This window comes from Halorubrum miltondacostae (genome assembly GCF_041379815.1).
GTDB classification, from domain to species: domain Archaea; phylum Halobacteriota; class Halobacteria; order Halobacteriales; family Haloferacaceae; genus Halorubrum; species Halorubrum miltondacostae.
This window is the reverse complement of the sequence record NZ_JBEDNY010000008.1, coordinates 1-25,511: the sequence shown is the minus strand read 5'-3', so window position 1 is coordinate 25,511 and position 25,511 is coordinate 1. Positions and strand designations below refer to the sequence as shown.

Below are 25,511 nucleotides of genomic sequence, written 5' to 3'. Positions count from 1 at the left end.
GCGTCGCGGCCGCCGTCGGCGCTGTGATCGATTCCCACGCCGTGAAAGTCGTTGTCACCCTATAACACGACACGGCGACAACGTCAAGACATGACCCCCGATACCGCGAGCGTCGCTTGCGACGGCTGGGACGGGAGCGAGTGCGAGGGGACGCCGCACTGTCCGCCGCGGTGTCCGCGCTTCGTCGACAAGGAGGGCATGCGCTGGACGATCCGGCCCGCGACCGACGCCGACGAGCCGTTCCTCGCCGAGATGTACGAGCGGTTCGGTCGACGCCACCGCGCGCAGGGGCTCCCGCCGGTGAGTCGGCGACGGCGCGTGGACTGGATCCGGTCGATGCTGTCGGACGGGAACAACGTCGTCGCCGAGCGGAACGGCGATCTGTTCGGCCACGCGATGTACACGCCGACCGACGCCGAGACCCCCGAACTCGCCGTCTTCGTCCACCCCGACGCGCAGGACCGGGGCGTCGGGACGGAGCTGTGCCGACACGTGATCGCGAACGCCGCGGCCGCCGGCCGCGACGGGATCGAACTCCACGTCGAGACCGGCAACCGCCCCGCTCGGAGCGTCTACCGGACGGTCGGCTTCGAGGTCGTCGAGCGACGCGGCGACCTCCGCATGCGGCTCGATCTCGACCAGCCGATCGCGACCGAGGTCCGCTGGCCGCCGCTCGCGCGGCACGGGCCGACTGAGTCGCTCCGCGACGCGCCGACCGTCGAAGCTGAGGCGACGCGCTCGCCGGCGGGCGACTAGACCGGCGAGCGCGCGCCGCGCCGCCGCCACCGCAACCGTTAGGTCCCGCCGACCCCAGGGTACCGTAACCGTGGACGACGCCATCGAGTGGCTGCGGGACCGCCCCTTCTACGAGGGACAGATCGACGACCACCGGCGGATCCCGGCGCGCGAGCCCGAGTTCGCCGACGTCGACCTCGAACCGCGGCTCGCCGACGCGCTCGGCGACCGCGGGATCGACCGGCTCTACCGGCACCAGGCCGACGCGATCGGCGCGGTCCGTGACGGCGACGACGTCGTGCTCGCGACCGAGACGGCCAGCGGCAAGTCGCTCGCCTACACCGTCCCCGCGTTCGAGGCGGCGATGGACCACGGCGGGCGCACGCTCTACCTCGGCCCGCAGAACGCGCTGATCGCCGACCAGGAGGAGTCGCTGTCGGAGCTCGCCGCCGACCTCGGCTTCGGCAACCGCGTGTCGGTCGACTCCTACACCGGGCGACTCTCGCGCTCGGAGAAGCGCGACGTGCGCGACCGCCGCCCGACCGTCCTCCTCTCGAACCCGGACATGCTCCACTACGCGCTGTTGCCGTACGCGGGGCGACTCTGGGACTGGTTCTTCTCGTCGCTGGAGTACGTCGTCATCGACGAGGTCCACAGCTACCGCGGCGTGTTCGGCTCGCAGGTGGCGCTGACCCTCCGCCGGCTCGCCCGGACCTGTGAGCGGTTCGGCTCCGCGCCGCAGTTCGTCTGCTGTTCGGCGACGATCAACAACCCCGTCGACCACGTCGCGACCGTCACCGGCCGCGATCCCGACGGGATCGCTCTCGTGGACGAGGACACCTCCGGGCGCGGGCCGCGCGACTGGGTGCTGTGGAACCCCCCCGAGTACGACGACGACTGGCAGGAGCGGGGCAGCGGCCGCCGGAAGTCGAGCCACACGGAGAGCAAGCGGCTCTTCGTCGACCTCGTCACGGCGGGCCAGCAGACGCTCGCGTTCACCCGTGCCCGCCAGACCGCCGAGCAGTACGCGACCGACAGCGCGAGCGACCTCCGCGACCGGGGGGAGCGCGACCTCGCCGGGAAGGTCGGCGCGTACCAGGCGGCGCTCACGGACGACCGCCGCCGCGAGATCGAGTCGGCGCTCCACGCCGGCGACCTCCGCGGCGTCTGGTCGACGAGCGCCCTCGAACTCGGCGTCGACGTGGGCGGGCTCGACGCCGTGGTGCTGGACGGCTACCCCGGCACCCGGATGTCCGCTCACCAGCGCGCGGGGCGAGCCGGCCGCGGCGACGACCCCGCCACGGTCGTGCTGGTCGGCGGCGAGGACCAGCTCGACCAGTATCTGATGCGCAACCCGAGCGACTTCTTCGACGCGCCGCCGGAGGACGCGATCTGCGACCCCGAGAACGGCCAGCTCATGCCCGGCCACGTCGCCTGCGCGGCCGACGAGAGCTGGCTCTCGCCGGAGGACGAGCGCTTCTTCGGCGACTCGTTCCCGAGCGTCGTCGCCGACCTGACCGAGGCGGGCGTCCTCGAGCGGCGCGAGGCCGCGAAGGGGACGCGCTGGGTCCACGCCGGCGGCGGGAGCCCGCAGCAGTCGGTGAACCTCCGCACCGCCGAGGAGCGCGAGATCTCGCTGATCGAGCGGTCGAGCGGCGAGACGGTCGCGACGCTGGGCTTCGCCGACGCGCTCCGCGACGCCCACCCGGGCGCGATCTACCACCAGCAGGGCCGCACCTACGAGGTGGTCGAACTGGACCTCGACCGCGACGTCGCCGAGCTCCAGCAGTCGTGGGCGGACTACTACACGCAGGTGCGCTCCGACAAGGACATCGTCGTGAACGCGGACCTCGACGAGCGCACGCTCTCGGCGCGCCCCGACGTGCCCGTCCGGTTCGCGGACGTCACGGTGACCGAGCAGATCACGGGGTTCGTCCGGAAGGACGCCGCGACCGGGGAGTCGCTTGGCGAGTCGACGCTCGACCTCCCGGAGACGACGCTGCGGACGAAGTCGCTGTACTTCCCCGTCCCTGAGGACGTCGAGCGCGAGATGCGCCGCCTCGGCGATGCGGTCGACGAGGACGCGCCGGACCCGGAGGTCAGCGCCGACGGCGGCGAGCCGATCCCGGGCGGCGAGTACGCGTTCAACGGCGGGATCCACGCCGCCGAACACGGGATCATCTCGCTGTTCCCCTTCCACCTGCTGTGCGACCGCGCCGACGTGGGCGGGATCTCGACCCCCCACCATCCCCACACCAAGGGACCGGCGGTGTTTGTCTACGACGGCTACCCCGGCGGCGTTGGGCTGACTCGGCGCGGCCACCGCCGGATCGAGGAGCTGATGACCCGCACGGCGCGGCTGATCGACTCCTGCGACTGCGAGGGCGGCTGCCCGGCCTGCGTCCAGTCGCCTCACTGCGGCAACGGGAACGACCCGCTGGCGAAGGCGCCGGCCGTGCGACTGCTCGAATCGCTTACGGGGGCGGACGCCGACGCCTGACAGGGCCACCCAAAGCTCCATGCCGCCCGGGGCCGACGGGATGATCATGGCCATCGACCTCGACGACGCCGCGGACCCCGCGGCCCGGGCGATGGAGTGGCTCGTCCTCGGCGCGGCGTACTTTCTCCTCCTGCTCTTCCTCATCGGCGTGTTCGACCTGTTCGTCTCGCTGTACCGCCTGCTCGTCGCCGGCAACTTCACCGACCCGGCGCAGGTCGTGGAGCTGCTTGACAGCGTCCTGCTGCTGCTGATCATCGTCGAGGTCCACCGGACGCTCGTGGCGTACGCGCGGGGCCAGCCCGTCCTCCGAACCGTCGTGAGCGCCGCGATCATCGCCGTCTCGCGGCGCGTGATCAGCTTCCGGCTCGAGGACTACGGCACGGGCGACGAGGCGCTGCTCGCGGCCGTCTCGCTCGGTGTGCTCGTCCTCACGCTGACGGTCGGCTACTTCCTCCTCGACTGCGTGAGCGTCCCGGGGCGGCTAGAGCTCTGACCGAGGGCGAAGCATGGGTCCGACCCCCGCCGAGGCCCCCGGCGGTCCCGGTGGTTTCACGGTGGACGCGCCCGTGTTGATCCCATGGAGCTGTTCTGGCACCGCCGCGACCTCAGGGCCGCGGACAACGTCGGGCTTGCGGCCGCTGCGGGGATCGAGAGCGACAACGCCGACCGGGGGCCGGCCGCGCCCGTCTTCGTCTTCGACCCCGACGTCTTGACCCACGCGAGCGACGTGCGTGTCCGCCGCCTGCTCGACGGGCTCGCCGCGCTCCGCGAGGCGTACCGCGAGCGCGGGAGCGACCTCCTCGTCGCGCACGGGAACCCCGAGACCGTCCTCCCGCGCCTCGCCGACGCCCTCGACGCCGAGCGCGTCGTCTGGAACCGCGACTACTCCGGGCTCGCTCGGGAGCGCGACGCCGGCGTGCGACGCGCGCTCGACGCGGTCGACGTCGCGCGCGAGGCCCACCACGACGCGGTCCTCCACGACCCCGACGCCATCCGGACGAACGCCGGCGACCCGTACTCCGTGTACAGCTACTACTGGAAGAAGTGGACCGACCGCGCGAAGGACGACCCGGCTCCCGCGCCGACCGACGAGGCGCTCGTGGACGCAGACCGCCTGACTGACGCGGTCGACGCCATCGACGGGACCGACGGGACCGACGGGACCGACGCGACGCTGGCGGACGGCGGCGTCGACGAGCCCCCAGTCGCCGCGGTCGGCGACCTCCCGACGCCCGCCGACCTCGGCTTTGCGGAGCCGGACGCGGACGTCGGCCCGGCGGGGACCGACGCGGCCCGCGAGCGCCTCGACGACTTCCTCGACGAGGCGGTGTTCGCCTACGAGGCCGAGCGCGACTTCCCCGCCGAGGACGCGACCTCGCGGCTGTCGGCGTTCTTCAAGTACGGCGAGATCGGCGTCCGGGAGGCGTACGCGGCGACCGAGGCGGCGATGGCCGAGGCGGAGTCCGGCGCGCGGCCCGACGACGCCCCCGAGCAGGTCGAGGAGTTCCAACAGCAGCTGGCGTGGCGGGAGTTCTACACGCAGGTCCTCTTCCACAACCCCGAGGTGGTGACGGCGAACTACAAGGAGTACGAGGAGGGGATCGACTGGCGCGACGACCCCGACGAGATCGCGGCGTGGAAGCGCGGCGAGACGGGGTATCCCATCGTCGACGCCGGGATGCGCCAGCTGCGCGAGGAGGCGTTCATGCACAACCGCGTGCGGATGATCGTCGCCTCCTTCCTCACGAAGGACCTGCTCGCGGACTGGCGGCACGGCTACGACCACTTCCGCGAGCGGCTGGCCGACCACGACACCGCGAACGACAACGGCGGCTGGCAGTGGGCCGCCTCGACGGGGACCGACGCGCAGCCGTACTTCCGCATCTTCAACCCGATGACGCAGGGCGAGCGCTACGACCCCGACGCGGAGTACATCACGGAGTACGTCCCCGAACTGCGCGGCGTCGAGCCCGACCTGATCCACGAGTGGCACGAGCTGTCGCCGACCCAGCGCGCGAACGCGGCCCCGGCGTACCCGGCACCGATCGTCGACCACTCGAAGCGCCGCGAGGAGGCGCTCGCGATGTACAAGCGGGCTCGCGGCGAGGACCCGGAGGAGTGACCGGCGACGGCGGCCGTCCGCTCCGGCTCACTCCTCTCGCTTGGCCTCGCTGACCGCGCTCACCAGCGCGTTCACGGGGAACGACTCGTCGTAGTCGAACGACGCGAACACCGCGTCGTACCGGTCCGACGGGAAGAGAAACACCACGAGGTCCTCGAAGAACAGCGTCTGGGCCACGTACTTGCTCCGTTCCACGAGGCGCTTGAAGTCGTCGCCCGTGATCTGGTTCGACATCACCAACTGGTACGCCTCGTCGAGGTCGGCGTCCGAGTAGCGGTCCTCGACGTCCTCGCGGACGTACTCGATCTCGAACGAGACGCTCCGGAGATCCGCGACGACGCGGGGGGTTGCCCCGTCGAACGCGAGGATCGCGTCGGCGATCGGCGACATATCGCCTTAATTCAGCCTACGAGCCCATAAATCACCGCGACGGAGCCCGCCAGCGCCCTTCCGCGCCGCCCGTCGCGCCCTGTCAAAACAGCGCCTCGCTCTCGTCGAGGACGCGCGCCGGGCCGCCGACCTCCCAGACGTCGGTGTCGATGCCGACCTCGGCGATCCGGTTCTCAACTTCGTCGACGTGGTCGGCGAGCGTGTTCACGTACACCGAGGCGCCGGTGTCGGTCGAGAAGTAGACGGGGACGCCCGACTCCCGCAGCTCGCGGACCGCGTTGAACACGGCGATCGTCTCGGGCTGCCAGTACACCCACCCCGCGGGGCCCGTCATCGTCGTGGCCGTCAGGGACAGCGAGTCGTGCTCGGCGGTCTCGAAGATCCGGTCGAAGTCGCCCGCGCGGAGCGCGTCGGTCATCTCGACCAGCTGGTCTTGGACGTGGGCGGTCCGCGCCTGCATCATGTGGCTCGCGGCGGCCTCGCGGTGGGCTTCCTCCGTCTCCTTGTACGCGGGGACGTGCGCGGCGACGATCCGGAGGTCCTCCTCGGGATCGAAGCCGTCCTCGCTCGCGCCGACGTCGAGCCGGTAGGAGCGGCAGTCCGCGTCGTTGAGCCCGGCGTCGAGCCGCGAGTACGCCCCGGTCACGGCGCGGGCGGCCGACGAGGACCCGCGGCGGGCGACGGTGGAGACCTCCGGGAGGGACATGTCGAGTCCCGCGGCCTCGACGAGGGCGAGCGCGGCGGCCGCGAACCCGGACGACGAGGAGCCGAAGCCGATGTTCGACGGGAAGGAGTTCTCGCTCTCCAGTCGGACCGGAGCGTCGACCCCGGCCAGTTCGCGGACGTGCTCGACGACCATGTCGATGCGCTCGGCGGCGCGCCCGTCGACCGCCTCGCCGCCGATGACGTAGGCGTCCTCGCTCGCGTCGGGCTGCCACTCGACGGTCGTCGTCGTCGCGGTCGGGGCGGTACAGAGGCTGATGCTGTCGTGGTACGGGAGCCGCAGTTCCTCGTCGCGCATCCCGTGGTACTTTACGAGCCCCTGGATCGGGTGGGCTCGCGCGGTGGCCTTGCCGGTCATATCTCGGGAAGCGTCCGGCGGGGGATTAGTCGTTGCGATGGGCGGGAGCGACGCGGCGCGGCCGACAACGCGGACGACCCCGAGGCAAACTATTAGTGACGGCCGACGCCCGAGCCGACATGGTCCTCGGTGATGCGCTCGCCCGGCGACCGCGGGCGAAGGTGTACGTCCTCGCCGCCGTTTCGGCGGCCCTGTCGTTCCTCGAACACTTGGTTCGGTCCCGCCAGTACGCGATACGGGAGGGCCAGCCCGTGCCGGCCCGGACGCCCCTCGATCTGCTCGTCGACGTCGCCGGGACGTATCTCCTCGTGCCGGGGCTCCTGTTCGTCGCCTACTACGCGATCGACGGTATCGGACCGCGGGTCTCTCTGACCGGTCGGTCGCTCGGAGCGCTGCTCGCGGGCGTCGTGGCCGGCGGCCTCGCCGGGCAGTACGTCGGCGTGGCCCCGCACACGCTCCGGTTCCTGCTGGGGTCGAACGCCGTCGCCGCCCGCCCGCTGACAGCGCGCCTGTGGCTCGACGTGTTCGGACCCCTGGGCCGCGACTTCCTCGCGGCCGTCGGCCTGTTGGTCGTGACGAGGGCCGTCCGCCACGCGAGGGGCGACCGCGGAGACGCCGTCGAGTAGCGACCCCGCGTCGCGCCCGCTTCCGTCCCCGCGAGGGCGACGGGATAGAGGGAACCCTTTTTGCCCGGCCGGCGGGTACTCCGCGGCATGACAGAGTACACCGTCGAGTTCGTCGGCACCGACGAGACGATCGAGGTGGCCGACACGGAGACGATCCTCAGCGCCTGCTTCGAGGAGGGGATCGCTCAGGAGTACTCCTGCCGCGTCGGGATGTGCCTCGCCTGTTCCGCCGAGATACTCGAGGGCGAGGTGACCCAGCCCGCGGCCCGCGGCTTCAGCGACGAGGAGGCTGAGCACTACGCGCTCACCTGTATGGCGCGCCCGCAGTCCGACCTGAAGCTCGAACGCGGGAAGTACCCGCCGAGCATCGAGGACGACGCGGCGACCGCGGCGGGCGACGGCGCGGCCGCGGACGACGACTGAAGCGGGTTTCTCAGCGGTTCAGTACGGCACCGCGTACAGCGCTACCGCGAGGAAGGGGATCAACGCGAGCAGCATCGCGATGGCGTAGCCGAACATCTCGCGCGCCCTGACGTTCGTGATTGCGAGGAGCGGCAGCGCCCAGAACGGGTTCAGCAGGTTCGTGTGCGCGTCGCCGACCGCGTACGCGATGGTCGCCTGTCCGTAGGGGACGCCGAGTTCCTGCGCGGCCTGGAGCACCGAGGGACCGACGACGAGCCACTCGCCGCCGCCGGAGGGGACGAACAGGTTCGCCACGGAGCCGACGACCCACGCGATCACGGGGTACGTCGCCGCCGTCGACACGTCGAGCAGGGCCTCGGCGAGCAGCAGCGCCAGCCCGGAGCTGGCCATGATGCCCTGGATCCCGGCGAAGAAGGGGAAGAGAAGGACGATCCCCGCCGCCGCCCCGGCCGCGTCGTTGAATCGGTCGCGATAGTACGCCGGCCGCTGGTAGATGAGGAGACCCGCGAAGAGGAAGCCGAAGTTGACGGCGTTCAGCGTGAACGCGCCGAGCCCCTGATTGGCGAACTGGAGCGCGAGGAGCGCGACGCCCGACAGCGCGACGAGCCCGCCGACGAGCCGGCTGTTGTTCAGCCGCTCCGCGGGGACGTCGTCGATCGCGGCCGGCGACTCGTCGACCGGGTCGGCCGCATCGGCCGCGTCGGTACCGCCGTCGGTGGCCGCGTCGTTACCTGTGCGACCCCCGTCCGCGCTCGCGTCGAACAGCTCCGCCTCGTCGACGTACTCTGTGATCCCCTTCGCCCGGCTCCCGGAGGGCGCGAGGACGTACAGCACGGCGCTCGCGAACAGGACCGAGAGGGCGGTGAGCGTGAGCGCGTACGGGTGGAAGATGGTCTCCGCGGCCGGGACGGTCGACGCGAGGAACTCGAACCCGGTCCCCTCACCGATGTTGCTTGCGTCGGTCAACTGGAGCGGGGCCGACCCGGAGATCCCCCAGTGCCAGGTCAGGCCGAGACCCATGTAGCCGGCGACCGCGAGCAGCGGGTAGTGGACGTCGATCCCCTTCCGGTGGGCTACCTTCCCCATCTCGCGGGCGAAGATCGCGCCCATGATGAGGCTGAACCCCCAGTGGACCCACGCCAGCGACATCGAGATGAACCCGACGAATGCGGCGGCCTGCGCGCCGGAGTTCGGAATCTCGGCCAACCGCTGGAGCACCGCGTTCACTCGCGGGTGGTACGCGATGACGAACCCGGTCATCAGGATGAGCACCATCTGCATCGAGAACCCGAGGAACGCCCAGAACCCGCCGTACCAGAACTCCAACAGTTCCACCGGCCCGGAGTCGGTGGCCACCAACCCGGCCCCGTAGACGAGATACGTCAACAGGATGGCGAAGACGAACGGGCTCGGCATCCACCGTTCGACGACGTTCGATATTTGGAATCCGACACGTTCGACGACACCGGCGCCGTCACTGGCTGCCATGGCTCCCGTATCCAGCATCCTACAGTATAAATAATGGGATACGGCGATGAGAATCAAGTGGTCCGCCGCCGCGTCGCCCGATGGCGCGGTCCTACTCGGCCCGCTCGAATCGGTGTCTGACCACGTCGGCGTCGTCGTCCCACTCGAAGTTCCCGCCGTGCGCGCGGACCATCCGCTCCTTGTACGCCGACAGCGATGGCGACCCCTCGCGTTTCGCGTCCTCGTCGGTCATGTCGCCGAGCGTGCGCTCGGTCACTTCGACCAGTTCGAAGGCGACGCCGTCGATCTCGAAGGTGTCGCCCTCCTCGCCGTACTGGTTCCCGCGGTGGAGTTGCGTCACCTCGCCGTCGATGGCCGCCTGCTTCACGCGGTCGTTCGGGAGCAGGTCGGCCGGGTCGTTGTCTGCCATGCGATCCGCTTCGGCCCGCGGCGGCTTATGCGCGGCGGCGGGCATCCGATGCGGCGGCGGTCGTCAGACTCCTGATCGGGGCGCGTTACGGATATCGAAACGGCGATCCGCGCGGGTACGCACGTCCGTGAACACCCGCGCTGCGCCCCGAGCCGAGGGATTCAAGATACTGCCGACACCCATCTCTGACGATGCGACAGGACCACCTCATCACCGCGACCCAGCTCTCGCGGGATGACATCGAGGCCGTACTCGACCGGGCCCGAGCGGTCGCCGACGACCCCGCCGCCTACGCGGACCGGCACGCCGGGCGGGTGCTCGCGCTCTGCTTCTTCGAGCCCAGCACGCGCACCCGGATGAGCTTCGACAGCGCGGCCAAGCGCCTCGGGATGAACACCATCGACATGGGCGACGTCGACTCCTCGTCGGTGTCGAAGGGCGAGTCGCTGTCGGACACCGTCCGCGTCATCGAAGGGTACGCGGACGCGCTCGTCCTCCGGCACCCGAGCGAGGGCGCGGCCACGCTGGCGGGCGAGCGCGTCGACGTCCCCGTGGTCAACGCGGGCGACGGCGCGGGTCAGCACCCGTCGCAGACGCTCCTCGACCTCCACACGATCCGCGAGGACCACGGGCTCGACGACCTCACGATCGGGATCATGGGCGACCTGAAGTACGGGCGGACGGTCCACTCGCTCGCGGCCGCACTCACCGAGTTCGACGCCAATCAGCACTTCATCAGCCCCGACTCGCTGCGGCTCCCGCGGTCGGTCCGCTTCGACCTCCACGAGACGGGCGCGCAGATCCGCGAGCACGACGAGCTCGACCCGGTCTTGGAGGAGCTCGACGTGCTGTACGTCACCCGGATCCAGAAGGAGCGGTTCCCGGACGAGAACGAGTACCACCGCGTCGCGGGCGAGTACCAGATCGACGCCGAGACGCTCGAGGCCGCCGGGGACGACCTCACCGTGATGCACCCGCTCCCCCGCGTCGACGAGATCGCGCCCGACGTCGACGAGACCGACCACGCGCGCTATTTCGAGCAGGCGCACAACGGCATCCCGGTCCGGATGGCGCTGCTCGACACCTTACTGGAGAACGCCGAAGGCGACGAGGGGACGGAGGTGGACCGATGAGCGACCACGAGCTCCGCGTCTCGAAGATCCGCGACGGGACCGTGATCGACCACGTCGAGGGCGGGCAGGCGCTAAACGTCCTCGCGATCTTGGGCATCGACGGCTCCGAGGGGTTCGGCGTCTCGGTCGGCATGAACGTCCCGTCCGACCGGCTCGGCCGCAAGGACATCGTGAAGGTCGAGGACCGCGAGCTCTCCCAGTCCGAGGTCGACGTGCTCTCGCTCATCGCGCCGGAAGCGACGATCAACATCGTCCGCGACTTCGAGGTCGTCGAGAAGAACCGCGTCACCCGCCCCGACGGCGTGACGGGCGTCCTCTCCTGTCCGAACCGCAACTGTATCACCAACGCCGGCGAGCCCGTCGAGACACGGTTCGACGTCGTGGCCGACGGGGTGCGCTGCGACTACTGCGCGACGATCCTGCGCTCCGACATCGCCGACCACATCGACGTGTGAGGCGGCGAGCGCCGCGGGCCGCCTCTCTCGGGGCCGATCCCCGCTCGGTCCGGTAAGTTTTAGCGCCCGCCGTTCCAACTGCCGCGTATGAGCAAGAAAGCCAAGCTCGTCCTCGTGCTGTCGCTCGTCGCGCTCGCGTACTTCCTGTTCGCCGGCGACAAGGAGCCGGTCGAGATCGAGTAACCGCGCGACGTCGCGCCCGCGCCCTCCCCGAACCGCACCGACGACCGAGCGGCAGCGCAGACTGACCCGCAGCCGCGGTCGACCGCCCGATACCGTCCGTTTTTACCGACCAGTCCCGTAGCCGGGCCCATGTACGGGGTCGTCACGCGGAACGCCGACGAGGTCGCGATGGAGCCGTTCGACCTCGGCTTCTACGAGGTGAAAGACGTCACGGGGCGGGCGGCCGAGCCCCTGCCGAACGCCGTGAACATGGTGTCGTGTTTCGGCGACAACGCGGCCGCGAGCGAGGACAAAGACCTCGTCCCAGTCGACGAACGCGGCGAGCCGGCGACCCGCGACCGCGACTACTTCGATTGGGCGTACATCTGCCCGACCCACCCCGAGTACCGCGAGGGACTCCTCGAGATCATCGCGGACTGCGCCGCCGAGAACGATGACGTGCGCCTCGACGACGTGGGGTTCCCCCGCGAGGGGTTCTGTCACTGCGACCGCTGCGAGCGCCTGTTCGCCGAGAGCGACCGCGACGACTTCGCCGACTGGCGCGCGGACGTCATCACCGAGTTCGTCGCCGAGGCGGCCGACTTCGTCCCCGGCCGCCTCCTGCTCACGCTGTACCCCGACCCCTACCCCGACCACCTCTACGAGCGGGCCGGCCTCGACCTCGACCGCCTCGCCGATCACGTCGACGAGTTCGTTGTCCCGCTGTACGACACCGAGTACGCGACGACTTACTGGTTGGAGGCGATCGCTCGCGGGTTCCGCTCGCGGCTCGGCGGCGACTACGACGTCCACGGCGCGCCGCCGGAGACGCCGTTCTCGCTGGAGCTGTACGCGGTCGAGGTGGACGTCGACGACCTGATCCACGCGACCGGGGTCGCCGAGACGTACGCGAAGGACGTGTTCTTCGGCTACGACGCGAACAACGCGGCCGCCGCGATCCGCCGGAAGAACGCCGACTCCCGCGACGGCGAGGTCCACCGCCCGGACTGACCGCGGGCTCGACCGTTCTCTCGCGGTCCCGTGAACGAGGGTTTATATACGGCCACGGTCCACCTGTACTCGACCGGCCGCCGGCGCGCGACACAACCGGTCGTCTCGCGTTCGCGCGAGGCGGTCGCCTTTCAACGTCCGCGCCGTAGCGGCGGTCGTCCGACACCGATGAGCCGTCGGCTCGCCGTGTCTTTTTACCGATCGACTTCTCCCATGATCGTGTCGAGACTACCGAGCGCGGCGATCAGGTCCGGTATCGATTCCCCCTCGGCCATCTCCGGGAGCGTCTGGAGGTTCGAGAACGACGGCCCGCGGATCTTGAACCGGGCCGGCTTGTCCGTGCCGTCCGCGCGGATGTAGATGCCGAGCTCGCCTTTCGCGCCCTCGACGGCGCGGTAGATCTCCGTGTCTTCGTCCGGGCGAATCGTGCGCGGCACGTTCGACTGGACGGACCGCTCGTCCTCGGGCCAGTCCTCGAGCAGGTCGACGCACTGCTCGATGATATTCGCGGACTCCTCGACCTCGCGCACACGGACGAGGAGCCGACTGTAGTTGTCGCAGCCGTCCTCGGTGATGACGTCCCAGTCGAGTTCGTCGTAGTACCCGTACGGGTCGTCGCGCCGGAGGTCGTAGTCGACCCCCGAACCGCGGACGACCGGACCGGTCGCGCCGTAGCTCTTCGCGACCTCCGGCGGGAGGACACCCGTGTCCACCGTGCGGAGCTGGAGGATCTCGTTCCGCGTGAGGAGGTCGTGGTACTCCTCGATGCGGCGCGGGAGGCCGTCGAGGTACTCGCGGATCGTCGAGAGGAACTTCCCTCTGGGCTCCGGGAGGTCCCACGCGAGGCCGCCGAGCCGGAAGTAGTTGAACATCAGCCGCTGTCCCGTGAGTTCCTCTAAGATGTCTTGGACGCGCTCGCGCTCCTGGATGGCGTACATGAACGTCGCCGTGAAGTCGCCGATCACGTCGAGCGCGTACGCGCCCATCGCCAGCATATGCGAGAGGATCCGGCTGAACTCCGCGGCCATCGTGCGGACGACCTGCGCGTACTCGGGCACCTCGATGTCCGCGAGGTCCTCGGCGACCCGGGCGTACGCCCACTCGTTGAGCAGCCCCGCGCCGCCCCAGTCCCATCGGTCGGGGTACGGCATGATTTGGTGACGGTACGTCCCGGACTGCGCCATCTGCTCCTCGCAGCGGTGGATGTAGCCGATGTCGGGCTCGACGCCGACGACCGTCTCGCCGTCGAGCGTGACCTGGAGGTGTAAGACGCCGTGAGTCGCCGGGTGGTGCGGGCCGACGTTGAGCAGCATGGTGTCGCTGCCGGTGGCGGACGAGGATCCCGGCTCGATCGGCTCGTTCTCGGAGAGCGCGGCGATCTGCGGCTGGTCCTCGTCGTAGTCCATCGACAGCGGATGCCCCTGCCACGTCTCTGGGAGGAGGATCCGGCGGAGGTCCGGGTGGGCGTCGTACTCGATCCCGACGAGGTCGTACGCCTCGCGCTCGTGCCAGTCCGCGGTGCGGAACACGGGGGCGGCCGACTCGGAGATCGGGTCGCTCTGGTCGGCCGGGACCACGACGCTGAGCTCCCGGGTCGGGTCGTCGTAGGAGCGCAGGTGGTAGATCGACTCGTACCGGTTCTCGTACTCCTGTGCCGTGACGCACGCGAGGTGGTCGTACCCCCGCTCGTCCCGCAGCGTGGTGAGGGCCTCTCGAACGGCGTCCGGGCGAACTCTCGCCGCGGGGGCGTTCAGGTGCGTCTCGCGCGCCGTGACCAGCTCGCCGATCGACGAAAACGGATCCGCCGTCTCCTCGCCGTCCTCGTCGCCTTCGCGCAGCAGCTCTGTCGACATACCGGAAGCAACGCGAGCGCAGGACCCGAGGCTTCTGCCGGCTCAGTACGGGTATTTATCAAACCGCCGTCGTCATTGTCCGGCGTGAAGTACCTGCGCCTCGAACTCCGGTACCCGCCGGAGCTCCTCCATCCGATACACCGATTGGTCGACGAGTCGGCGGCCATCGATCGGGACGTACTCCTTCACGGCAGCCTCTTCGACGAGACCGCGGACACCTTCCTGTTCTACGTGGAGGGGGACATCGACGTGTACGTCGACGCGCTGCGCTCCGTCGACCGCATCCGAGAGTTCGAGGTCACTCGGATCGACGGGTCGGGATACTACGTCTTCCTCACGCAGCGACGCGACGACATCGACGACGCGATGTTCGGGTCGCTCCGGCGGACCGGGATCGTCGTCGTCCCGCCGATCGACTTCCGTCCGGGCGGCGTCGCGCGGCTGACGATCCTCGGCGACCACGGGCCGCTCCGGGAGGCGCTCGCCGCGCTCCCGGACCGGATCGAGAGCGAGGTCCTCCGCGTCGGCGAGTACGACTGGCGTCAGCACCTCTTCGATCCGGGACTCACGGACCGGCAGTTCGACGCGGTCGCGGCCGCCGTTGAGTGCGGCTACTACGAGTCCCCGCGCGCGGCATCCGTCGCGGAGGTCGCCGACCGGATCGGCGCCTCGCCGAGCACAGCCTCCGAACACCTCCGGAAAGCCGAGTCGGCGGTGATGAACGCGTTCATGCGACTGCGCGACGTGGCCTGAACGCGCGCGACGGACGGCACTCTCGCACGAGGCCGCCGCCGACCGCGGATCCCCTCAGTGAACGCTCCGGTCGTCGCTCGTGTCGATCTCCTCTCTCGGGTCCGCGTTGCCGAACTCGGGCGTCGGCCCATCGCCCGGCTCAGCCCAGTCGACCGCGTTTCGAAGCACCTGCCGGACATCCTCGTCGTAGTAGATCGGATACGTCTCGTGGCCGGGCCGGAAGTAGAACACCCGCCCGTTCCCGCGGCGGTAACAGCAGCCGGAGCGGAACGTCTCGCCGCCCTCGAACCAGGAGGTGAAGACGAGCGTGTCCGGCGCGGGGACGTCGAACCGCTCGCCGTACATCTCGGCCTCGTCGAGCTCGATCGTCTCTCCGATCCCGTCGGCGATCGGGTGGCTCGGTTCAATGGTCCAGAGCCGCTCTCGCTCGGCGGCCTCGCGCCACTTCAGCGAACAGCTGGTCCCCATCAGCCGCTTGAAAATCTTCGAGTAGTGCGCGGAGTGGAGCACGAGGAGGCCCGTCCCGTTGAGGACGCGCTCGTGGACGCGGTCGACGACCGCGTCACGGACCTCGTCGTGGGCCGCGTGGCCCCACCAGACCAGCACGTCGGTGTCGTCTAAGACGGCCTCGGTGAGCCCGTGCTCCGGGCCCTCGTCGAGGGTCGCGGTGCGGACCTCGTGGCCGCCCTCCTCCAGCGCGTCGGCGACGACGGCGTGGATGCCGTCGGGGTAGACGTCGGCGACGACTTCGCTCTCGCGCTCGTGTCGGTGCTCGTTCCAGACCGTGACGCGTGCCATACGCGGGGTCGACGCCGGACCGACTTGAGCGCTCGCCTCGGCCGTCGCCGACCGACCGGAAAACACTCGTCGGTGGCGAGACAGGGCTGGACATGGCAAGTCCTCGTCAGCTGTACCGCCGCGCCGACGACTGGGCGCGCGGGCTCTCCAGAGTTCGGTACGCTCTCCTCACCGGAGCCGTGGTGACTGCCTCGGTTCTCGCCGTCGGCGTCCTCCTCGACACGTCGACGATGGTTCAGGCGGTCACGATGGGCATTACCATGGCCGTCCTCTACTACGCGTTCGACGTGAACGCGGAAGACGACTGACTCCGGCGGGCGCGGTAGGAAAGGCAGCTCAGGCGGTCGCTTCGGCGTCGGCGAGCCGCTCGGCCAGGTACGCCGCGATGGCGGCGTCTTCCTCCTCGACGAACCGCGCGAGCTCCTCGCCGTCCGGCGACTCGACGACGACCGTCGGGATCAGCTTGATCTCGTACGCCTCGACAAGTTCGCCCTCTTTCCCGTCCGGCCCCTTCGTCACCGGGTACGCCTCGATTCGATCGTCCGGGACGCCGGCGGCCGCGAGTGCGGCGCCGAACTCGGGAAGCTGTCGCTGACAGTCGCCGCACCAGTCGCCGCCCCACACTTTGAATACGTAGTCGTCCGCCGCGAGCGCGTCGAGCACGGAGTCGTCGAACGTGTCCGCGTCGGCCTCGTCCGCGGGCGCGAGCGTTTCGAGTGACATAGCGTCCCGTTGGTCGCCGAGCCACGTAAACGGCGCGTCGGTGGCAATGGCAAACTCGGCTCGGGACCGACGACGACGCACCGTCGAGTTCGCGTACACTCTCGCTCTCCGTCGTCGACCATGGACCGACTGCCGACACCCACGAAGCCCCACACGACACCGCACCTCTCACCTCCCTAGCCTCGTCGCTGGCGGCGGAAGCCGCCAGCGACTCCCTCGCGCGTGCTGACTCGCGGCTGCCGACAGCGGCCGCTCGCAGGCACGCGCCACCGCATCTATCTCCGTATCTCCGGGGTGCGGTCACTGCTTGTCAGCACACTCGGTCGCTGCGTCGAGATTTATTCGGAGAGTCCGTCGTCGCGGTCGACATCGCTTGCCGGAGTCCGCGGGGCCTTTTTGTCGCGACCGCCTCCATCCGAGTAATGGACGACGACATTCTGTCGACGCTCGGCTCGCCGCTGGTGCGGGTCGACGCGCCCGCGGGGACGACGGTCGCGGCGAAGGTCGAGTCCCGCAACCCGGGCGGCTCGGCGAAGGACCGCCCCGCGCTGTACATGATCGAGGCCGCCGAGGCGGCGGGCGAGATCGAGCCGGGCGACCGCATCGTCGAGCCCACGTCGGGCAACACCGGCATCGGGCTCGCGATGGCCGGCGCGGCGCGCGGCTACGACGTCACCCTCGTCATCCCCGAGGGGAAGTCGATCGAGCGCCGCCGGCTAATGAAGGCGTACGGCGCGACCGTCGAGCTCGTCGACGGCGACATCTCGGACGCGAAGGACCGCGCGGACGAGATCGAGGGCGAACCGAACACCGTCCGGCTCCGCCAGTTCGAGAACCCGGCGAACCCCCGCGCCCACTACGAGACGACGGGACCGGAGATACTCGACCAAGTGGGCGACCGCACCGTCGACGCGCTGGTCGCCGGGGTCGGCACCGGCGGGACGATCACCGGGATCGGCCGCCGGCTGCGCGAGGCCTTCCCGGACGTGCGGATCGACGCCGTCGAGCCCGCGGACAACGCCGTGCTCTCCGGGGAGGCGCCGAGCGTCGACGGCTTCCAGGGGATGGGTCCGGGGTTCGTCTCGCCGAACCTCGACGTGGACCTGATCGACGAGGTCCACACGGTCGAGCTGGCCGACGCCGAGGCCGAATGCCGCCGGCTCGCCCGCAAGGAGGGCATCCTCGTCGGCCAGTCGTCGGGGGCATCGAACCTCGCGGCGAAGGATGTCGCGGCCGAGCTGCGCGAGAGCGGCGCCTTCGACGGCGAGGAGCCGCTCGTCGTCACCGTCTACTGGGACAGCGGCGAGCGGTACCTGACCGCAGGCACCTTCGATGACGAGTGACTGCCCCGCCGGCCGACCCACCCGGGAGTTGATTAGCGTCCGGCGCGCAGATCCGTCGTGAACACGCGCGCTGAACCGACGGAGCCGTCCGACGGCGACTCGGCGGGCTCGCCCGACGCCCCGGACCGACGCTTCGACGGGCCGTGGCTCGCCGCGCTGACCGCCACCGTCGCGGGCTGGACGCTCCTGTACGCGCTCGACTGGGCGCTCTTGACCCCCGAGACGCCCGTCGGCGCGGCGGTCTCGTTCGCGTACGGGTACCTGCTCGCACCGCTGGCGACCGCGACCATCCTGCTCGACGCACTCTCGCTCGCCGAGCGGGGGGTCGCCGACCTCGGTGTCTTCAAGTGGGTGTACGCGCTCGCCGCGCTCCCCGCGCCCCCGGTCGCCGCGCTCTACTATGCGCACCGCGAGTGGCTGAAGCCGGACGATGAGACCCTCCTCGGAGGGCCCTGATGTCGGCCGATCGGCCACCTGAGTCGACCGACCCGGACGCGACCCCCGGCGCGGTCGCCGGCCTCGTGACGGCTCCCGAGGGCGGTGCCCCGCCCGTCGGGCGCGAGGCGGTCGAGATCCGTCCGGACGGGATTGAGGGGGACCGCTACCGGCGCGGCGACGGCCACTTCCAGCTCGACGGCTGCGCGGTCACCCTCGTCGCCGCGGAGGCGCTCGCCGCGGTCCGCGAGGAGACCGGCGTCGACGTGCGCGACGGCCGTCACCGCCGGAACGTGGTCGTCGAGGGGTTCGGCGCGGGGATGGACCCGCTCCTCGGCGCGACCGTCGCCGTCGGCGACGCGCTCCTGCGACCGACTCGCCGGAGGCCGCCGTGTGCGCACCTCGAGGAGCTCGCCGGCCAGGACGGCCTCGCGTCGGCGCTCCGGAACCGCGGCGGCCTCTGTTGTGACGTGGTCGAACCCGGTCGCGTCGCGGTCGGCGACGCGGTGACGGTCCGCGAGGCTGATCCGCGGACCGCCGGCGCGGCCATCGCGGGGCGCCTCGCGGAGCGGTCGTCGAGCGGTCACGAGTAGCGAACGCGGCCCGTCGAGTTCCGACTCGCCCTCGAACAGCGGATGTGCGTGTCACTCACACCCGCGCTTCGGACTTTAGACGCTCGAAGCCGGAGAGAGCGGTATGAATAGAACCCGTCGCGCGGCGCTGGCCGGAATCGCGGCGGTCGGCGGCGCGTCCCTCGCCGGCTGCGTCGGGACCCCTGCGACGGACTCTGCCGGTCGAAGCGCCGACGAGTCGGACGGCGAGTCTCCCCCGCCGACGGTCGACGACGGCTATCACCTCGCGTACGAGGCCGAGTCGCTCGTCTCCGAGTCGCTCGACGGCGGCGTGAGCAAGGACGGGATCCCCTCGGTCGACGACCCGATCTTCCGTCCGATCGCGGAGACGGATCCGCCGGGCAACGAGCCGGTGTTCGGCGTCGTCCGCGGTGGCGAGGCGAAGGCGTACCCCCGCCGCATCCTCTCGCACCACGAGATCGTCAACGACGAGGTCGGCGGCGAGCCGGTCGCGGTCACGTACTGTCCGCTCACCGGGATGGCGCAGGGGTTCCACCGCGGCGACACGACGTTCGGGGTGTCGGGGCGACTCGTCAACTCGAACCTGATCATGTACGACCGGGCCACCGACAGCTGGTGGCCCCAGATGCTCGCCACCGGGATCGATGGGCCGATGGCCGGCGAGACCCTCGACGAGTTCAGCGTCGCGTGGACGACCGCGGGCGACTGGGCGACGCGACATCCCGACTCGCTCCTCATGACCGAGGAGACCGGTTACGTCCGCCGCTACGACGAGGACCCCTACGGGAGCTACGTGCCGCTGAGCGGCTACTACTCGCGGAACGGGACCCGGTTCCCGGCGCTCGCGTCCCCGGAGGCGGGCCACGCCAAGTCGGTCGTCGTCGGAGCGCGGACCGAGACGGGCGCGGTCGCGTTCGACGAGGCGACGCTGCGCTCGGAGCGCGTCCTGACCGGGACCGTCGGCGACGGCGGCGCTGCCGTCGTCGCCGTCGCGGATCAGACCCTCTCGACCGGCCACGTCTACCGGAATCCCGATAGCGCCGCGGTCGAACCGGACGGCGACGAGTACCGGGTAAACGGCGAGGATGGGTTCGCGGCCGCGGACCTGCCGCTCGAACGACTCCTCGCGTTCGACGCGATGTGGTTCGCTTGGGCGGGCTTTTATCCGGACACCACGTTCGTCGGCGAGCACACGGGGGCCGGCGATGGCCGCTGAGACCGCCGCCCCGGCGGAATCGGCGCGCACGTGGCTCGTCGGGCTGGTTCGTCGGACGGCGTTCGCCGTCCGCGCCGCTCTCAGCCGACGCGACGGTCGGGCGACAGCCGTCACCGTCGCCGCCGCCTATCTCGTGGCGTACCACCTCGGCCTCGGCCACCTCGGCCTGCGCGCCGGCGCGGTCGTCTCGCGGCCCCGGTTCGACCTCGTCGTCGTCGAGGATCCGGTCGCGCTGGCGACGCGTCGCGTCGCGCCGTTCCAGTACGAGCCCGTGGCGCTGCTCTCCGCGGGGCCGGTCGAGTACCTCTTCGCCCCCGTCAACGCCGTCGTCGGGCTCGCGCTCGCGGGGCTCGTCGGCGTCACGCTCGCCGTCTCCGTCGTCGCGTGGCGCGGGCCCGCCGCCTGCCGGATCGGTGCCGGCGCGGGCGCCGCCGCGGGCCTCCCGGGAATCCTCTCGGGGGTCGCCTGCTGCGGCCCCGCCTTCCTCGCGGTGATCGGCGTTCAGGCGTCGGCGGGACTGCTCGCCGCGTTCCGGTGGTTCCTGCCCGCGTCCGTCGCCGGGCTCCTCCTCACGCTCCTGTGGGTTGGGAGTCAGGTGGACCCGGCGGCCGCGCGCTGACCCCGCACCCGGACGGCTCGCGGCCTGCCGAAACCGAAAGGGTTGACGCCCGACCGCCCCGAGGAGTCGCCCGTGACTGTCGGATGAACTGGCGGTACCGCCACACGGTGTTGACGCTGTGTATGCTGGCGTTCTTCGTGACCTACTTCGCCCGGCTGGCGATCAGTCCGGTCGTCCCCCTCATCATCGACGACTTCGGCGTCTCGAACACGGCCGTCGGGGTCGCGCTTTCGGGGATGTGGTTCGCCTACGGCCTCTCGCAGTTCCCGAGCGGGATCCTCGCCGACCGGTACGGCGAGCGTCGGGTGATCCTCGTCGCGGTCGGCGGGACGACGACGATGAGCCTGCTGCTGGCGGCGGTTCCGATATTCCCCGCGTTCGTGTTGGCGGCGGTGCTCTTGGGGCTCGCGGCGGGTCTCCACTACGCCGTGGCGACAACGCTGCTCTCGCGGACGTTCGACGACCTCGGCACCGCGGTGGGGATCCACTCGCTGGGCGGGCCGCTGGCGGGCCTGATCGCGCCCGTCGCCGCAACGTGGGTCGGCGTGCGCTACGGGTGGCGGCCCGGCGTCGCGCTGGCCGCGCTCGTCGGGGTGCCAATTTTCCTTCTGTTCGCGCGACGCGTCCGCCCGACCGAACCGCGTCGGCCGGAGCAGCCGATGGCCGAGCGGCTCCGGCTCGGCCCGCTGTTCGAGTTGGTCGGGCGGCGCGAGATACTCGTCCCGCTCGCGGTGGCGACGCTCGGGACGTACGTCGCGCAGGGCGTCATCTCCTTCCTGCCGACGTTCCTCGTCGAGTTCCGCGGCTACTCGCCGGCGTTCGCCGGCGGCGTCTTCTCCGCATTCTTCGTCGTCCGAGCGGGGGCGCAGGTCGGGCTCGGTCGCCTCTCCGACCGGTTGGGACGCGACGCGAGCATCGCCGCGTCACTCCTCGGCGGGGCGCTCGGACTGGGCTCGCTGGTCGCGCTCCCCGACCTCGTCCGACTCCCGGTCGCGGTCGGCCTGCCGGCGCTCCCGACGACCGTCGGGCTCGGCGTCGCCGTGTTCCTCGCCGGCCTCGGCTCCTCGTTCTTCTCCGCCATCGACCCCCGGTTCATGGACGCGCTCGGCGACGCAGAGCGGGGGGCCGGCTTCGGACTGATCCGGACCGTCTACACCGTGATCGGTTCGGCCGGCTCAGTCGGCGTCGGGCTCGTCGCCGACGTCCTCGGCTGGGGCGCGTCGTTCGCGCTCATCGCCGGCCTCTCGGGCGTCTCGTTTCTCGTCATCTCGACGAACGCGCTCGTCGGCGAGGGGCGGTGAAGCGTCGCCGACGCCGTTACCCTCCCCCGCCGATCTACGCCGCCGCCTACCTCCGTTGAACCGACCCGTCACCCGACGTATCGCCGCCTCGTCGTGCGCTCGCCGTCCGGGTCGTACACTGCCACGACTTCCCCCTCGTCGTCGAGGGCCGGAGCGTCTCGACCGAGGTAGTGGTCGGCGGCCGAGTTCGCGCCGCTCCCGACGTGGACGGTCAGCGTCTCCTCGGGGTCGAGCGTCGCGCCCGGGAGATCGTCGCGCTGCCCGTCGAAGTCGATGACGTAGCCCGTCAGATCGATCGGGTCGTCGGCGATGTTCCGGAGCGTCACCGACTCGTCGAGCGCGTCCCCCGTACCGTCGCCGACCCCGCGTCGACGGCGTCGATGACGAGCCCGTCCGGTCTCGCCTCCGCGGCGAAGGCCGTGATGTCGGCCAGCGTGTACCCGTCGGTCGGCGTCGGCTGCGGGAGGCTCGGCTCCCAGTCGTCGGGCGCGGCGTTGGGGTAGGCAGTCTCGTCGGCCTCGATGAGCGTCTCCGCGACGATCCGACTGCCGACCGCGCCGAGCCGCTCGCCGTCCTGCTGATAGTCGGCCTCGGCGAGCACGTAGTACCACAGCGGCGAGTCGGGGTCGGCGCCCCGGCCGTGCGCCCGGAGCGTCCGCATGATCGCCGACTCGTCGCCGAACGCCTCGTTCCGGATCGGGTCGTACCCCACCCGGGCGGCCACGTCCTGTCCGGAGCCCAGCCCGAGCGCCTTCCCGCGGCGGAGGTTCCGGACGGCGAGCGATCTGTCGCCGGACACCGGGAGTTCGAACAGCGCCGGCGCGAGGAGGGGCTCGATCTTCCGCGAGGGCTGGTAGTCGCCGTCGCCGGTGTCGAGCAGTCGGGACCAGTCGACGACGAGGTCGCTCGACACCGGCCCCCCGCCGCGGAGGTGCCGGTCCTCCTCTCCGGAGTCGGTCGGGAACAGCGACACCTCGCCGACCTCGTCGTTGACGTCGAACGCATGTAGGATCATGCTGTGGCCGAACCGGTGCGCGGCCCCGCCGAACTCGACCGGGATCGCCGGCGGGCGCCCCGCCGGGAGGAAGAACTGTCGGCCGCGCTCCTCGATGTCGGCCAGGACGTAGCGGTCGTAGATCCGCGGGAGGAGGTCGTGTCGCACGACCCACTGGTAGTGCCACCTGACGAGCCGCTGCGCGGCTTCGAGGACGGACTCGTCCTCTTCGACGAGCGAGGAGCCGGGGCCGCGCAGGTGATCGACGATCCGGTTGTGGAAGTTCGCGAACGCGAGTTGGAGCTGCGAGACGACGACGTTCTCGTCGTTCCGCGGGTCACCGATCACTGCCGTGCCCTGCTCGTTCCGCTGGAGGTCCGTCCCCGGCGGTCCGAAGGCGCCGCCGTCGCCGTCCCCCTCCGCCGCGACCGCCTCGCCGGTGAGCAGCTTGCGCTCGTCCGCGTCGTGGTCGTAGAGGAACGGCGCCGCCTCGGCGTTGGTCCGGTAGAGCGAGTCGAGGTCGAGCGCGGGCGTCCGGAAGTTCCGGAGCGCGGCCGGGTCGTTGCGCCGGTCGATGTCCGAGGTCGGGTCGAACGTGATGTCGTGGTCGACGTACTGGCCGAAGATGCCGTAGCCGGCCGGGGTCTCGGTGTCGCCGACCGGGTCGTCGGGCGTCTCCATCATCGGCGCTCCGGCCTCGCCGTCGGTCCCGCCCAGCGTCCGGAGTAGGTCCCCGTCGCGGTCGTAGGGGTCCAGATCCGGGAACTGCGTGTAGAACCGGTGGCTCCGGACCGGGCCCGCGGCCGTACACGCGGCGTCGTTCATCCCGCGGTGTTCGCTGCCCCCGTGGAGCATGATGTCGCGCGCGTTCACCGTCAGGTGGAGCGTCGCCTCGCTCTCGTCTGGTCACTTCCGCCGTCGGACCGGCTCCTCGGTCCCGCCCTGCGCGGGGTTCCGCACGGTGAAGGAGACGTCGTCGAGGGCGGTGCCGCCGTCCGCCTCGAGGACGAAATCCCCGTCGGCTCCGGTCATCCAGTGGCCGATGCGGTCGCCGTCCCGCCGCTCGCCGATGACGATCCGCCCCGCCAGCGGCCGGGAGTCGTCGTCGACGACGCGACAGGTCACCTTGTTAGCAGCATCCATGTGTCCAGATGCCATATATAAATATTAAAAAGTTTTCTAAATGAACTTTCAATTTGTTTTCCGGATTATATTGCTGGCTTCGTGCCCGCCGATCGGTCGACGCGGTCGCGAGGGACCACGGCATGCCGGTCGTTCCCACGCGACCCGAACCTTCGAGTTCGCCCGGGGCCAACGCCCGCCGTGTACGACTACCACGCCCACACGAACTACTCGGACGGGGCGTTCCTCCGGTGGATGGTCGAAGCCGCCGCGGACGCGGGGCTCGACGGGATCGGGTTCGCCGACCACTGTAACGTCTCGCCGGAGCCGACCGCGAGAGCGCACAAGCGCGCGTTCGGGTTCAACCTCGACCTGACCTACGAGCGCCGCCGCGACGCGATCGAGTCGGTCCGCGACGCCGTCGACGTCGACGTGTTCGACGCGGCGGAGATGGACTACGACCCGGCTCACGAGGGCGCAATCGCCGAGTTCCTCGACGAGGCGGCGTTCGACTACGCCGTCGGCAGCGTCCACGATCTCGACGGCGCAAACGTCCACACCCGCTCGCACTTCGCCGACAAACCAGAGTCCGAGCGTCGGGCGCTCGTCGACCGCTACTTCGAGAAGCTGGTCGCTTTGATCGAGTCGGAGCTGTTCGCGATCGCCGCCCACCCGGACCTGATCGAGCGCAACCCGCACCTCCGCGGGTTCGCGACCGAGGACCACTACACGGCGGTCGCCGAGGCGTTCCGCGACTCCCGGACCGTCCCGGAGATCAACGCCGGGCGGCTGCTCGACGACTACGGCCAGTTCCACCCGGCCCCCGACTTCCTCGACCGCCTCGTCGACGCCGGCGTCGGCGTGACGGTCGGGACCGACAGCCACGACCCCGACGTGATCGGTCCGCGGGTTCAGGAGATTGAGGCGGAACTCGACCGTCGCGGGTTGGAGCCGGTCGGCCTCGATCGGATCGTCGCGGACGCCTGACCGGAGCGGTCACGCTCGCGACGATCTGAACTGTAAAAAACGGTCCGCGTCGGCTTCGGCTCACGCCTCGTCGAACAACGCGAATCGGAGATTCGTTCGCTTGACGAAGCGATAGTACCTAGCGTAACTTTTGAAGATAATTGCCGAGATGATTATCGATCCAAGAGGCCGCGAAACTCAGCTGGTCTGTGAGCTTCTCAAAGAGTTCGGTGAGGAGAGCGCGGTATTCTGCCGCGCTC

The 25,511-nt window shown here is 70.5% G+C and carries 28 protein-coding genes and 1 pseudogene; 18 read left to right on the top strand and 11 right to left on the bottom strand.

The features are described from left to right. Positions 1 to 90 precede the first annotated feature (90 nt). The 4 genes from ABNG04_RS16565 to ABNG04_RS16550 all read left to right on the top strand — a co-directional run bounded on the left by ABNG04_RS16565 (position 91) and on the right by ABNG04_RS16550 (position 5,357). Positions 91 to 756: a GNAT family N-acetyltransferase gene (locus ABNG04_RS16565; protein WP_371163477.1), complete on the top strand. Its 666-nt coding sequence runs from the start codon at positions 91 to 93 to the stop codon at positions 754 to 756. Between the two features lie 70 nt (positions 757 to 826). Then, complete coding sequence (locus ABNG04_RS16560) at positions 827 to 3,235, top strand: DEAD/DEAH box helicase (protein ID WP_371163476.1); 2,409 nt, start codon at positions 827 to 829, stop codon at positions 3,233 to 3,235. Positions 3,236 to 3,281: 46 nt separating this feature from the next. After that, positions 3,282 to 3,728, top strand: coding sequence for a phosphate-starvation-inducible PsiE family protein (locus tag ABNG04_RS16555; protein WP_371163582.1), 447 nt, complete (start codon positions 3,282 to 3,284; stop codon positions 3,726 to 3,728). Between the two features lie 84 nt (positions 3,729 to 3,812). After that, complete coding sequence (locus ABNG04_RS16550) at positions 3,813 to 5,357, top strand: cryptochrome/photolyase family protein (RefSeq protein WP_371163475.1); 1,545 nt, start codon at positions 3,813 to 3,815, stop codon at positions 5,355 to 5,357. Between the two features lie 27 nt (positions 5,358 to 5,384). Here the strand turns inward: ABNG04_RS16550 and ABNG04_RS16545 are convergent, their stop codons facing one another. Beyond that, entirely contained in the window at positions 5,385 to 5,747 is a 363-nt protein-coding gene (locus ABNG04_RS16545; protein WP_371163474.1) for a DUF7522 family protein, read from the bottom strand. 82 nt (positions 5,748 to 5,829) lie between these two features. After that, positions 5,830 to 6,828 (bottom strand): phosphomevalonate decarboxylase MvaD, encoded by a 999-nt coding sequence (mvaD, locus tag ABNG04_RS16540; protein WP_371163473.1) that lies wholly within the window; start codon positions 6,826 to 6,828, stop codon positions 5,830 to 5,832. A 119-nt stretch (positions 6,829 to 6,947) separates the two neighbouring features. Between mvaD and ABNG04_RS16535 the strand changes: the two genes are divergently transcribed. Both ABNG04_RS16535 and ABNG04_RS16530 read left to right on the top strand, forming a co-directional pair. Beyond that, positions 6,948 to 7,454, top strand: a complete 507-nt coding sequence (locus ABNG04_RS16535; RefSeq protein WP_371163472.1) for a hypothetical protein — start codon at positions 6,948 to 6,950, stop codon at positions 7,452 to 7,454. An 87-nt stretch (positions 7,455 to 7,541) separates the two neighbouring features. After that, positions 7,542 to 7,877 carry a 2Fe-2S iron-sulfur cluster-binding protein gene (locus ABNG04_RS16530; RefSeq protein WP_371163471.1) on the top strand — a complete coding sequence of 112 codons (336 nt, stop codon included), beginning with the start codon at positions 7,542 to 7,544 and terminating at the stop codon, positions 7,875 to 7,877. 18 nt (positions 7,878 to 7,895) lie between these two features. Here the strand turns inward: ABNG04_RS16530 and ABNG04_RS16525 are convergent, their stop codons facing one another. Further along, positions 7,896 to 9,365, bottom strand: a complete 1,470-nt coding sequence (locus tag ABNG04_RS16525) for a short-chain fatty acid transporter (RefSeq protein WP_371163470.1) — start codon at positions 9,363 to 9,365, stop codon at positions 7,896 to 7,898. Between the two features lie 91 nt (positions 9,366 to 9,456). Beyond that, on the bottom strand, positions 9,457 to 9,774 hold the full coding sequence (locus tag ABNG04_RS16520) for an ASCH domain-containing protein (protein ID WP_371163469.1): 318 nt from the start codon (positions 9,772 to 9,774) through the stop codon (positions 9,457 to 9,459). A 191-nt stretch (positions 9,775 to 9,965) separates the two neighbouring features. Here ABNG04_RS16520 and pyrB point away from each other — a divergent pair, with 191 nt between their 5' ends. The 3 genes from pyrB to ABNG04_RS16505 all read left to right on the top strand — a co-directional run bounded on the left by pyrB (position 9,966) and on the right by ABNG04_RS16505 (position 12,535). Next, entirely contained in the window at positions 9,966 to 10,907 is a 942-nt protein-coding gene (gene pyrB / locus ABNG04_RS16515) for an aspartate carbamoyltransferase (RefSeq protein WP_371163468.1), read from the top strand. Next, a complete protein-coding gene (pyrI, locus tag ABNG04_RS16510; protein WP_297884641.1) occupies positions 10,904 to 11,362 on the top strand; it encodes an aspartate carbamoyltransferase regulatory subunit in 459 nt (152 codons plus the stop codon). The genes pyrB and pyrI overlap by 4 nt, the downstream gene beginning before the upstream one ends. A gap of 312 nt (positions 11,363 to 11,674) precedes the next feature. Then, positions 11,675 to 12,535 carry a hypothetical protein gene (locus tag ABNG04_RS16505; RefSeq protein WP_371163467.1) on the top strand — a complete coding sequence of 287 codons (861 nt, stop codon included), beginning with the start codon at positions 11,675 to 11,677 and terminating at the stop codon, positions 12,533 to 12,535. 194 nt (positions 12,536 to 12,729) lie between these two features. Here the strand turns inward: ABNG04_RS16505 and ABNG04_RS16500 are convergent, their stop codons facing one another. Then, positions 12,730 to 14,388 (bottom strand): NADH-quinone oxidoreductase subunit D, encoded by a 1,659-nt coding sequence (locus ABNG04_RS16500; RefSeq protein WP_371163466.1) that lies wholly within the window; start codon positions 14,386 to 14,388, stop codon positions 12,730 to 12,732. 84 nt (positions 14,389 to 14,472) lie between these two features. Between ABNG04_RS16500 and ABNG04_RS16495 the strand changes: the two genes are divergently transcribed. Continuing rightward, a complete protein-coding gene (locus ABNG04_RS16495; RefSeq protein WP_371163465.1) occupies positions 14,473 to 15,141 on the top strand; it encodes a helix-turn-helix domain-containing protein in 669 nt (222 codons plus the stop codon). 54 nt (positions 15,142 to 15,195) lie between these two features. Here the strand turns inward: ABNG04_RS16495 and ABNG04_RS16490 are convergent, their stop codons facing one another. Then, positions 15,196 to 15,939 (bottom strand): ThuA domain-containing protein, encoded by a 744-nt coding sequence (locus ABNG04_RS16490; protein ID WP_371163464.1) that lies wholly within the window; start codon positions 15,937 to 15,939, stop codon positions 15,196 to 15,198. A 92-nt stretch (positions 15,940 to 16,031) separates the two neighbouring features. On the opposite strand from ABNG04_RS16490, the gene ABNG04_RS16485 reads away from it, so the two are divergent. Beyond that, positions 16,032 to 16,247 carry a hypothetical protein gene (locus ABNG04_RS16485; protein WP_371163463.1) on the top strand — a complete coding sequence of 72 codons (216 nt, stop codon included), beginning with the start codon at positions 16,032 to 16,034 and terminating at the stop codon, positions 16,245 to 16,247. Between the two features lie 28 nt (positions 16,248 to 16,275). Here ABNG04_RS16485 and ABNG04_RS16480 read toward each other — a convergent pair whose 3' ends face one another. Further along, positions 16,276 to 16,662 carry a TlpA family protein disulfide reductase gene (locus ABNG04_RS16480; RefSeq protein ID WP_371163462.1) on the bottom strand — a complete coding sequence of 129 codons (387 nt, stop codon included), beginning with the start codon at positions 16,660 to 16,662 and terminating at the stop codon, positions 16,276 to 16,278. 422 nt (positions 16,663 to 17,084) lie between these two features. On the opposite strand from ABNG04_RS16480, the gene ABNG04_RS16475 reads away from it, so the two are divergent. The 6 genes from ABNG04_RS16475 (at position 17,085) to ABNG04_RS16450 (ending at position 22,169) form a co-directional block, all read left to right on the top strand. Then, the gene (locus ABNG04_RS16475; RefSeq protein WP_371163461.1) at positions 17,085 to 18,005 is read left to right on the top strand and encodes a PLP-dependent cysteine synthase family protein; all 921 of its coding nucleotides are present in this window, start codon (positions 17,085 to 17,087) and stop codon (positions 18,003 to 18,005) included. A gap of 57 nt (positions 18,006 to 18,062) precedes the next feature. Then, the gene (locus tag ABNG04_RS16470) at positions 18,063 to 18,461 is read left to right on the top strand and encodes a hypothetical protein (protein WP_371163460.1); all 399 of its coding nucleotides are present in this window, start codon (positions 18,063 to 18,065) and stop codon (positions 18,459 to 18,461) included. Then, a complete protein-coding gene (locus tag ABNG04_RS16465; protein ID WP_371163459.1) occupies positions 18,461 to 19,033 on the top strand; it encodes an MOSC domain-containing protein in 573 nt (190 codons plus the stop codon). Before ABNG04_RS16470 ends, ABNG04_RS16465 begins: the two co-directional genes overlap by 1 nt. 103 nt (positions 19,034 to 19,136) lie before the next feature. Continuing rightward, entirely contained in the window at positions 19,137 to 20,249 is a 1,113-nt protein-coding gene (locus ABNG04_RS16460; RefSeq protein ID WP_371163458.1) for a DUF3179 domain-containing protein, read from the top strand. Continuing rightward, on the top strand, positions 20,239 to 20,868 hold the full coding sequence (locus ABNG04_RS16455; RefSeq protein WP_371163457.1) for a hypothetical protein: 630 nt from the start codon (positions 20,239 to 20,241) through the stop codon (positions 20,866 to 20,868). Before ABNG04_RS16460 ends, ABNG04_RS16455 begins: the two co-directional genes overlap by 11 nt. A gap of 83 nt (positions 20,869 to 20,951) precedes the next feature. Further along, positions 20,952 to 22,169 (top strand): MFS transporter, encoded by a 1,218-nt coding sequence (locus ABNG04_RS16450; protein WP_371163456.1) that lies wholly within the window; start codon positions 20,952 to 20,954, stop codon positions 22,167 to 22,169. Positions 22,170 to 22,237: 68 nt separating this feature from the next. On the opposite strand, the gene ABNG04_RS16445 is transcribed toward ABNG04_RS16450, so the two are convergent. From ABNG04_RS16445 to ABNG04_RS16435, 3 genes are read right to left on the bottom strand one after another with little or no spacing between them, the layout of a single operon-like run. Beyond that, complete coding sequence (locus ABNG04_RS16445; RefSeq protein WP_371163455.1) at positions 22,238 to 22,495, bottom strand: lamin tail domain-containing protein; 258 nt, start codon at positions 22,493 to 22,495, stop codon at positions 22,238 to 22,240. Continuing rightward, on the bottom strand, positions 22,492 to 24,036 hold the full coding sequence (locus ABNG04_RS16440) for a peroxidase family protein (protein ID WP_371163454.1): 1,545 nt from the start codon (positions 24,034 to 24,036) through the stop codon (positions 22,492 to 22,494). Before ABNG04_RS16440 ends, ABNG04_RS16445 begins: the two co-directional genes overlap by 4 nt. A 33-nt stretch (positions 24,037 to 24,069) precedes the next feature. Beyond that, on the bottom strand, positions 24,070 to 24,321 hold the full coding sequence (locus ABNG04_RS16435; RefSeq protein WP_371163453.1) for a hypothetical protein: 252 nt from the start codon (positions 24,319 to 24,321) through the stop codon (positions 24,070 to 24,072). Between the two features lie 165 nt (positions 24,322 to 24,486). On the opposite strand from ABNG04_RS16435, the gene ABNG04_RS16430 reads away from it, so the two are divergent. Continuing rightward, positions 24,487 to 25,272: a PHP domain-containing protein gene (locus tag ABNG04_RS16430; protein ID WP_371163452.1), complete on the top strand. Its 786-nt coding sequence runs from the start codon at positions 24,487 to 24,489 to the stop codon at positions 25,270 to 25,272. Positions 25,273 to 25,390: 118 nt separating this feature from the next. On the opposite strand, the pseudogene ABNG04_RS16425 reads toward ABNG04_RS16430, so the two are convergent. After that, a pseudogene (locus tag ABNG04_RS16425) lies at positions 25,391 to 25,511 on the bottom strand (IS630 family transposase); the annotation flags it as partial.

Bases quoted from the DNA above. Each gene is read 5' to 3' on its own strand.
- ABNG04_RS16490 (WP_371163464.1), bottom strand. From the start codon at position 15,939: ATGGCACGCGTCACGGTCTGGAACGAGCACCGACACGAGCGCGAGAGC.
- ABNG04_RS16535 (WP_371163472.1), top strand. From the start codon at position 6,948: ATGGTCCTCGGTGATGCGCTCGCCCGGCGACCGCGGGCGAAGGTGTAC.
- ABNG04_RS16480 (WP_371163462.1), bottom strand. From the start codon at position 16,662: ATGTCACTCGAAACGCTCGCGCCCGCGGACGAGGCCGACGCGGACACG.
- ABNG04_RS16555 (WP_371163582.1), top strand. From the start codon at position 3,282: ATGGCCATCGACCTCGACGACGCCGCGGACCCCGCGGCCCGGGCGATG.
- pyrI (WP_297884641.1), top strand. From the start codon at position 10,904: ATGAGCGACCACGAGCTCCGCGTCTCGAAGATCCGCGACGGGACCGTG.
- ABNG04_RS16500 (WP_371163466.1), bottom strand. From the start codon at position 14,388: ATGTCGACAGAGCTGCTGCGCGAAGGCGACGAGGACGGCGAGGAGACG.
- ABNG04_RS16475 (WP_371163461.1), top strand. From the start codon at position 17,085: ATGGACGACGACATTCTGTCGACGCTCGGCTCGCCGCTGGTGCGGGTC.
- pyrB (WP_371163468.1), top strand. From the start codon at position 9,966: ATGCGACAGGACCACCTCATCACCGCGACCCAGCTCTCGCGGGATGAC.
- ABNG04_RS16545 (WP_371163474.1), bottom strand. From the start codon at position 5,747: ATGTCGCCGATCGCCGACGCGATCCTCGCGTTCGACGGGGCAACCCCC.
- ABNG04_RS16530 (WP_371163471.1), top strand. From the start codon at position 7,542: ATGACAGAGTACACCGTCGAGTTCGTCGGCACCGACGAGACGATCGAG.
- mvaD (WP_371163473.1), bottom strand. From the start codon at position 6,828: ATGACCGGCAAGGCCACCGCGCGAGCCCACCCGATCCAGGGGCTCGTA.
- ABNG04_RS16450 (WP_371163456.1), top strand. From the start codon at position 20,952: ATGAACTGGCGGTACCGCCACACGGTGTTGACGCTGTGTATGCTGGCG.
- ABNG04_RS16435 (WP_371163453.1), bottom strand. From the start codon at position 24,321: ATGGCATCTGGACACATGGATGCTGCTAACAAGGTGACCTGTCGCGTC.
- ABNG04_RS16550 (WP_371163475.1), top strand. From the start codon at position 3,813: ATGGAGCTGTTCTGGCACCGCCGCGACCTCAGGGCCGCGGACAACGTC.
- ABNG04_RS16465 (WP_371163459.1), top strand. From the start codon at position 18,461: ATGTCGGCCGATCGGCCACCTGAGTCGACCGACCCGGACGCGACCCCC.
- ABNG04_RS16525 (WP_371163470.1), bottom strand. From the start codon at position 9,365: ATGGCAGCCAGTGACGGCGCCGGTGTCGTCGAACGTGTCGGATTCCAA.
- ABNG04_RS16520 (WP_371163469.1), bottom strand. From the start codon at position 9,774: ATGGCAGACAACGACCCGGCCGACCTGCTCCCGAACGACCGCGTGAAG.
- ABNG04_RS16565 (WP_371163477.1), top strand. From the start codon at position 91: ATGACCCCCGATACCGCGAGCGTCGCTTGCGACGGCTGGGACGGGAGC.
- ABNG04_RS16485 (WP_371163463.1), top strand. From the start codon at position 16,032: ATGGCAAGTCCTCGTCAGCTGTACCGCCGCGCCGACGACTGGGCGCGC.
- ABNG04_RS16455 (WP_371163457.1), top strand. From the start codon at position 20,239: ATGGCCGCTGAGACCGCCGCCCCGGCGGAATCGGCGCGCACGTGGCTC.
- ABNG04_RS16460 (WP_371163458.1), top strand. From the start codon at position 19,137: ATGAATAGAACCCGTCGCGCGGCGCTGGCCGGAATCGCGGCGGTCGGC.
- ABNG04_RS16505 (WP_371163467.1), top strand. From the start codon at position 11,675: ATGTACGGGGTCGTCACGCGGAACGCCGACGAGGTCGCGATGGAGCCG.